Annotated in this window: 8 protein-coding genes; 4 read left to right on the top strand and 4 right to left on the bottom strand. The window is 70.3% G+C overall.

What is annotated here, in order from left to right; genetic code table 11:
* Window positions 1-167: 167 nt before the first annotated feature.
* Genes QM634_RS13625 through QM634_RS13615 form a run of 3 tightly spaced genes read left to right on the top strand, consistent with a single transcriptional unit; the run spans window position 168 to window position 3348 of the window.
* Window positions 168-791 (top strand): TetR/AcrR family transcriptional regulator, encoded by a 624-nt coding sequence (locus tag QM634_RS13625; protein WP_415043319.1) that lies wholly within the window; start codon window positions 168-170, stop codon window positions 789-791.
* On the top strand, window positions 788-2035 hold the full coding sequence (locus QM634_RS13620; protein WP_415043318.1) for an alanine racemase: 1248 nt from the start codon (window positions 788-790) through the stop codon (window positions 2033-2035). Before QM634_RS13625 ends, QM634_RS13620 begins: the two co-directional genes overlap by 4 nt.
* The gene (locus QM634_RS13615; RefSeq protein WP_415043317.1) at window positions 2023-3348 is read left to right on the top strand and encodes a D-arabinono-1,4-lactone oxidase; all 1326 of its coding nucleotides are present in this window, start codon (window positions 2023-2025) and stop codon (window positions 3346-3348) included. Before QM634_RS13620 ends, QM634_RS13615 begins: the two co-directional genes overlap by 13 nt.
* Window positions 3349-3351: 3 nt before the next feature.
* On the opposite strand, the gene QM634_RS13610 is transcribed toward QM634_RS13615, so the two are convergent.
* On the bottom strand, window positions 3352-3819 hold the full coding sequence (locus tag QM634_RS13610; RefSeq protein WP_415043316.1) for a hypothetical protein: 468 nt from the start codon (window positions 3817-3819) through the stop codon (window positions 3352-3354).
* Window positions 3820-3924: 105 nt separating this feature from the next.
* On the bottom strand, window positions 3925-4656 hold the full coding sequence (locus tag QM634_RS13605) for an enoyl-CoA hydratase (protein ID WP_415043315.1): 732 nt from the start codon (window positions 4654-4656) through the stop codon (window positions 3925-3927).
* 59 nt (window positions 4657-4715) lie between these two features.
* Between QM634_RS13605 and QM634_RS13600 the strand changes: the two genes are divergently transcribed.
* Window positions 4716-5153, top strand: a complete 438-nt coding sequence (locus QM634_RS13600; protein WP_415043314.1) for a hypothetical protein — start codon at window positions 4716-4718, stop codon at window positions 5151-5153.
* Window positions 5154-5174: 21 nt separating this feature from the next.
* Here QM634_RS13600 and QM634_RS13595 read toward each other — a convergent pair whose 3' ends face one another.
* Together QM634_RS13595 and QM634_RS13590 are read right to left on the bottom strand one after the other, a co-directional pair.
* On the bottom strand, window positions 5175-5543 hold the full coding sequence (locus QM634_RS13595; protein WP_415043313.1) for an FKBP-type peptidyl-prolyl cis-trans isomerase: 369 nt from the start codon (window positions 5541-5543) through the stop codon (window positions 5175-5177).
* A gap of 2 nt (window positions 5544-5545) precedes the next feature.
* A complete protein-coding gene (locus tag QM634_RS13590) occupies window positions 5546-6859 on the bottom strand; it encodes a citrate synthase (protein ID WP_415043312.1) in 1314 nt (437 codons plus the stop codon).
* Window positions 6860-7076: the final 217 nt, after the last annotated feature.

Below are 7076 nucleotides of genomic sequence, written 5' to 3'. Positions count from 1 at the left end.
CGTCGCGGACAGGACGGCGGCGCGCACGGCGGCCCCGCGATCGCGCCGCCCGGCCGATCTGGAATCAGGTGTGGTCATCTGACCCAATGTAGCCACCGACACCGGGTTAGGATCTTTTTCACACGTCGGTCGGTTCCGACGGTCGGGCGAATGGGAAGAGGGAACCGATGGCTCGCATGACGGTCGAGCAACGTCGCGCTGCGCTCGTCGACGCCGCCTACGAGGTCATCGGGCAGCACGGCGTCGAGGGCGCGACGACCCGCAAGGTCTGCGCACAGGCGCAGATGCCGTTGGCCAGCTTCCACTACGCCTTCGAATCCCGGATGGCACTGCTCGCCGCGGTCATCGACCAGGCGGTGCCCCGCGACCTCGTCGTCATGATCGCGGAGATCCGCGACGACATCCCGCCGGCCGGTCTGGCCGGGATCGAGCGCGAGGTCCACGACACGCTGAACAACCTGTGCGCGCTGATGATCCAGGATGCGAGCCGGTTGCAGGCGGTCGCCTCGTTGGCCATCTACGCCCACAACCACCCCGAACTGCGCGCCGCGGGCCGCGAGATGTACACGCGCGCCACCCACACCGTCGCGCAGACGCTGCACGCGGCGGCCGAGAAGCAGGGCACCTCGTGGAGCATCGACGTCGAGGAACTCGGCACCCTGCTGATCTCGGCGACCGACGCCATCAAGATGGCCTACCTCACCACCGGCGACGAGGGGATCACCCGTCAGGTCGTCGACGGCGCCGTCCGCTGGATGATGACCTACGCGGTCGAGGGCGACGGGACGTGACCTCGGCGACCGCCTGGCTCGACGACCCGGAGGCGTATTGGGCCGCCATCGACGCGGCGGTCCGCGCCGCGCGACTGGCGGCGCCCGTGCTGGCGCTCGACGCGATCGCCCTCGAACACAACATCGCCGACCTGCGCCGACGCGCCGGCGGCGTGCCCATCCGCGTCGCGTCGAAGTCGCTGCGCGTGCGCTCGGTCATCAGCGACGTCCTGCGGCGCGACGGGTTCGCCGGGGTCCTGGCGTTCACCGTCCCCGAGGCCCGCTGGTTGGCGACCACCGCCGAGGTACCCGACGTTCTCCTGGGCTACCCGTCGACGGCCGTCGGGGCGATCGCCGGGCTCATCGGCGACGACGTCGCCCGCTCCCGCGTCACCCTGCTGGTCGACTCGACCGAGCACCTCGACCTCATCGACGCCGCGGTCCCGCCGACCGCCCGCGAGCCGGTGCGCGTCGCGATCGACCTCGACGCGTCGCTGCGCTACGCCCGCGGCCGGGTCCACCTGGGGGTGCGCCGCTCCCCGGTCCACACCGTCGCGCAGGCCCGCGGCCTGGCCAGGGAAATCACCCGTCGCCCCGGATTCGCGCTGGTCGGCGTGATGTCCTACGAGGCGCAGGTCGCCGGCGTGGCCAACGACGCCGAGGGCTCGGCGCTGCGCAACCGGGCGATCGGCGTCGTCCAATCACGGTCGATGGCCGAACTCGTCGAGCGCCGCGGCAAGGCGGTCCGCGCCATCGGCGAATACGCCGACCTCGAGTTCGTGAACGCCGGCGGCACCGGATCACTGGAGGCGACCGCCGCCGACCGCTCGGTCACCGACATCGCCGCGGGCAGCGGGTTCTTCGGCGGCCACCTCTTCGACGGATACGCCCACTTCCGGCCGGCCCCCGCGATGGGCTTCGGCCTCGACGTCGTGCGCCGGCCGACCCGCGACATCGTCACGACCCTCGGCGGCGGGTGGATCGCCTCCGGCCCCCCGGGGCCCGACCGCCTCCCCCGGCCGGTGTGGCCCCGCGGCCTGTCCTACGTGGGGACCGAGGCCGCCGGCGAGGTGCAGACCCCGCTGCGCGGTGCGGCCGCCCGGCGGATGGAGATCGGCGACCGGGTCTGGTTCCGGCACACCAAGTCCGGCGAGCCGGCCGAACACGCCAACGAGGTGGCGATCATCGACCGGGAGGCCGACGGCGGCCCGCGCGTCATCGACGTCGTCCCGACCTACCGCGGAGAAGGGAAGTGCTTCCTGTGAGCACCGTCGCGACCCGGCCCTGGACCAACTGGGGGCACACCGAATCGGCGAACCCGCAGATCGCGGAACCGACGACGGTCGACGAACTGCGGAACTACGTCGCCAACGCGGCGGCGCACGGCCGCCGGATCAAACCGATCGGCGCCGGACACAGCTTCAGCGGCATCGGCGTGCCGGCCGACATCCAGCTCGACATGTCGCACCTGCGCGGCGTCGTGGCCGCCGACGCCGCCACCGGTCGCGTCACCCTCGCCGCCGGCACCCACCTCTATGAGATCCCCGCGATACTCGGCCCGCTCGGCCTGGCGATGCCCAATCTCGGGGACGTCGACCGGCAGACGGTCTCGGGTGCGACGTCGACCGGCACGCACGGCACCGGCGCCCGGTTCGGCGGGATCAGCACCCAGATCGTCGGGGCGAGCGTGGTCAACGGCCGCGGCGAGCTGGTGCGGCTCACCGCCGGCGACCCCGACCTCAAGGCCGTCGCCCTCGGACTCGGCGCCCTCGGCGTCCTCGCCGACCTCACCCTTCAGTGCGTACCGGCCTTCCACCTGGAGGCCGTCGAGGCGCCCGGACGGTTCGACGAGGTGCTCGCCGGGTGGGCGGAGAACATCGCGGCGATCGACCACTACGAGTTCTACTGGTTCCCGCACACCGACTGCTGCCTCACCAAGTCCAACACCCGTCGGCCCGCCACGACACCCACGACCGGCCCGTCGCGGATGCGCCGCTACGTCGACGACGAGCTGCTGTCGAACAAGCTGTTCGGCGTGCTCTGCTCGGTCGGCCGCCGCGTCCCGGCGACCGTGCCGGCGATCAACCAGCTCAGCGGACGGGCGCTGTCAGGGCGCACAATCGTCGACTCCTCGACCGAGGTGTTCGTCTCCTCGCGCACGGTGCGCTTCCGGGAGATGGAGTACGCGATCCCCGTGGCCGACATCCCGGCGGCCCTGCGCGAGGTCCGCACGATGATCGAGCGCCGCGGCTATCGGGTCAGCTTCCCGGTGGAGGTGCGCGCCGCCGCGGCCGACGACCTGCTCCTGTCGACCGCCAGTGGTCGGGAGAGCGGCTACATCGCGGTCCACCGCTACTTCAAGGACGATCCGGCGGACTCGGCGGCCTACTTCGCCGACGTGGAGGAGATCATGGCCGACCACGGCGGCCGGCCGCACTGGGGCAAGATGCACACCCGCGACGCGGCCTACCTGCGCTCGGTCTACCCGCGATTCGACGAGTTCACCGCGGTGCGCGACCGGTTGGACCCGGACCGGGTGTTCGCGAACGACTACCTGGCCCGGGTCCTGGGGGACTGAGCGCTACTTCTTGGCGACGGCGATGAGGGCGGCGCCGATCGCGGCGAGGATGCCGCCGACGAGGACGACGTACACGCCGGTGCTCGTGGTGAAGTCGGCGCCGATCGGCACGAAGCAGGAGTACAGGGCGCCCACCAGCGCCACGCCGCCGGCGACGTAGGTCGCCCGGTTCCACTCGTGGTCGTACTTCCCGATCAGTCGGGCGATCGCGACGATGATGAGCACGACGGCACCGGCACCGGCGGCGACGTGCAGCTTGCTGGAGTGGAACTCGATGCTGCTGCCCGGGCTCGCGTGCGTGGTGCCGATCCCCTTGATCCAGGAGTCCGAGTCATCCTTGGCGACCCACCACACCATCGGGTAGGCGGCGAGGGTGATGAGTGCGCCGACGATCGCCACCACGGCGCCGATCGAGAAGCCTCGGTAGTCGTCGGGTCGCCCATCGATCTGCGGCTGGGTCTGGTCACTCACGGCGCACGGCCTCCTGGGTTGGTCGGGTTGGTTGCGCCAGCGACCCTACGTCCCCCGCGCCGTCGACCGGTCGGCGGTGTCGGTCGTTCGACCGGCACGAGGCGCTCAGCGACCGTGGTAGACCGGCAGCCGCTTCTCGGCGCGCGCCGCCTTGCCCTCCTGCAGGTCCTCACTGAGCCACGCGCGCATCATCGCCTCGACCCGCTCGGCGGGGGCCTCGTCGCGCGCGCCGTCGCCGTTGAGCACCAGCTTGTAGTGCTGCAGCGTCAGCGGTGCGAGCGCCGCGATCGCCGATGCCCATTCCCGGGCCTGGGCGAGGTCGCCGATCCGGTTGGCGAATCCGAGTGCGGCGGCCCGCTCGGCGTCGATCGCCTCGCAGCCGATCAGCACACCGGCGGCGGGACCGGCGCCGACCAGCGACACCAGCCGGCGGATGGTCCACTCGTCGACGGCGACGCCGATCTTGGCCGCCGGGATGGCGATCAGCGCGCCCGGCGCCATGACGCGCAGATCGGCGGCCATGGCCAGCTGCAGCCCGGCGCCCATCGCCGGGCCGTTGAGCGCGGCGATGACCGGGATCGGGGTGGCCTCGATCTGCTTGAGCAGGGCGATCAGCCGGTCGAGGAAGTCGCGGTCGTACACGGGCCCGGAGAGGTCGGCGCCGGCGCAGAACACCGAGCCGCGGCCGGTCAGCACGATGGCGCGGGTGCCGCCGGCGACGGCGGCGTCGAACGCGGCCGTCAATCCTTCGACCATCTCCTCGTCGAGCGCGTTGCGCTTGGCCTCGCGGCCGAGTTCGATCGTGGTCACCGATTCCTGGGTTGAGCTGTGGATCATGACCGTCAACCTACCGTCCCCGCATCGGACACGCGCGGGCCTGGCTAGACTTTCCAACCATGCGAAAGTCGATCCTGGGAATGGCCGCCGCGGCGGCACTGCTCGGCGGCCTGGGCTCCGTCGGCACGGCGACCGCCGGACCGGCCGAGGCGAGCTGGCGATACGTGGGCAACGGCGACCGGGTGTCCTTCGAGGTCTACTCGGACACCACCTGGGCGACCGTGTCCTACTACAACGGAAACAACCACCTGATCCAAAAGCACTTCGACTTCCGCCAGAGCGACCGCCTGCCCGACGGGCGGTACTACCGGGTGTACGCGTTCCGCAGCCGGGTGCCGCAGCAGATCCTCGCGGTGAAGATCCAGCAGGAGGGCCTGCGGGCCAGCTGCCGGTTGAGCGTCAACAACCGACTCAAGATCGCGCGCACCGGATACGGCGAGCGCGCCCGGGCGCTGTGTGCGACGCGCAACGACGCGCCGCCGTTCCACCTCAGCTGAGCGGCTGACCCGCCCGGCGGGTCAGCTGACGCCGAGCAGGTCGATCACGAAGACGAGGGTCTTGCCCGACAGCCGGTGTCCGGCTCCAGCCGGGCCGTAGGCCAGCGCCGGCGGCACGACCAGGCGGCGGCGACCGCCGACCTTCATGCCGGGGATGCCCTCCTGCCAGCCGGGAATCAGCCGGTTCAACGGGAAGTCGACCGACTCCCCGCGGCTCCACGACGAGTCGAACTCCTCACCGCTGTCGTATTCGACGCCGACGTAGTGCACGTCGACGGTCGAGCCGGGCAGCGCCTCGGCGCCGTCCCCCACGACGATGTCGGTGATCTCCAGCTCGGTGGGCGCCGGGCCCTCGGGGAATTCGACCTCGGGCTTCTCGAGATTCGCCATGGTTATCGCTTTCCCATCTGGACGTAGTCGCGCTCGGTGTATCCGGTGTACAGCTGGCGCGGACGGCCGATCTTGGTGGTCGGGTCGTTGTGCATCTCGCGCCAGTGCGCGATCCAGCCGGGCAGTCGGCCCAGGGCGAAGAGCACGGTGAACATGCGCGTCGGGAAGCCCATCGCCCGGTAGATGACGCCGGTGTAGAAGTCGACGTTCGGGTACAGGCGGCGCTCGACGAAGTAGTCGTCGTTGAGCGCGACCTCCTCCAGGCCCTTGGCGATGTCCAGCAGGTCGTCGGAGACGCCGAGCGAGTCGAGGATCTGGTCGGCGGTCTTCTTCACGATCGCCGCGCGCGGGTCGTAGTTCTTGTAGACGCGGTGCCCGAAGCCCATCAGCTTCACGCCGTCTTCCTTGTTCTTGACCCGGGTCATGAACGCCTTGGTGTCGCCGCCGGACTCGCGGATCTCGTCGAGCATCTCCAGCACCGCCTGGTTGGCGCCGCCGTGCAGCGGGCCCCACAGGGCGTTGATGCCGCCGGAGATCGACGTGAAGAGGTTCGCCTGGCTGGAGCCGACGAGGCGCACGGTCGACGTCGAACAGTTCTGCTCGTGGTCGGCGTGCAGGATGAACAGCATGTCCAGGGCCTTGGCGACCTCGGGGTTCACCTCGTAGGGCTCGGCCGGGAAACCGAAGGTCATGCGCAGGAAGTTCTCCACCAGGCTGTACGAGTTGTCCGGGTAGAGGAAGGGCTGGCCGACCGACTTCTTGTAGGCGTAGGCCGCGATGGTCGGCAGCTTGGCCAGCAGGCGGATCGTCGAGAGGTCGACCTGCTCGGGATCCTTGGGGTCCAGCGAGTCCTGGTAGTACGCCGACAGGGCGTTGACCGCGCTGGAGAGCACCGGCATCGGGTGCGCGTTGCGCGGGAAGCCGTCGAAGAACCGCTTGAGGTCCTCGTGCAGCAGCGTGTGCCGCTGGATCTTGTCGGTGAAGTCGTCGAGCTGCGCCTGCGTCGGGAGCTCACCGTGGATCAGCAGGTAGCTGACCTCGATGAAGGTCGAGCGCTCGGCCAGCTGCTCGATCGGGATGCCGCGGTAGCGCAGGATGCCGGCATCGCCGTCGATGTAGGTGATGGCCGATTTCGTCGACGCGGTGTTGACGAATCCGCCGTCGTACGTCGTCATCCCGGTCTGCGACAGGAAGTTGCCCAGTGCCACCGAGTCGCTTCCCTCGGTCGCGGGCAGAATCGGAAGCTCCAGCTGGCCACCGGGGTAGGTGAACGTCGCTGAGGCCGAGTCGGTCGCTGGGCTTTTTTCAGCAGACACGAGAACCCCTTTACTCAGGTGAGAGTTTCCCCTACAAACTAGCGTCCCGGGGTGCACGGCGGCGAACGCGGGTCCCGTTAGTAACCCGCCGGTAACTTATCCCGACGGCTAGGTTGATCGGTATGCGGGAAAGACCGGCCGGACGCGCCGCGTTGCTGCTCGACTTCACCGCGACGCCCGCCCCGCGCGTCGCGGCGGCCGACGCCGTCGCGGCTCT

This window comes from Gordonia sp. (in: high G+C Gram-positive bacteria), assembly GCF_047606305.1.
Classification (GTDB): Bacteria; Actinomycetota; Actinomycetes; order Mycobacteriales; family Mycobacteriaceae; genus Gordonia.
The sequence above is the reverse complement of the archived record's forward strand: the minus strand, read 5'-3'. Positions and strand labels throughout refer to the sequence as shown.

Bases quoted from the DNA above. Each gene is read 5' to 3' on its own strand.
- QM634_RS13625 (WP_415043319.1), top strand. From the start codon at position 168: ATGGCTCGCATGACGGTCGAGCAACGTCGCGCTGCGCTCGTCGACGCC.
- QM634_RS13605 (WP_415043315.1), bottom strand. From the start codon at position 4,656: ATGATCCACAGCTCAACCCAGGAATCGGTGACCACGATCGAACTCGGC.
- QM634_RS13600 (WP_415043314.1), top strand. From the start codon at position 4,716: ATGCGAAAGTCGATCCTGGGAATGGCCGCCGCGGCGGCACTGCTCGGC.
- QM634_RS13595 (WP_415043313.1), bottom strand. From the start codon at position 5,543: ATGGCGAATCTCGAGAAGCCCGAGGTCGAATTCCCCGAGGGCCCGGCG.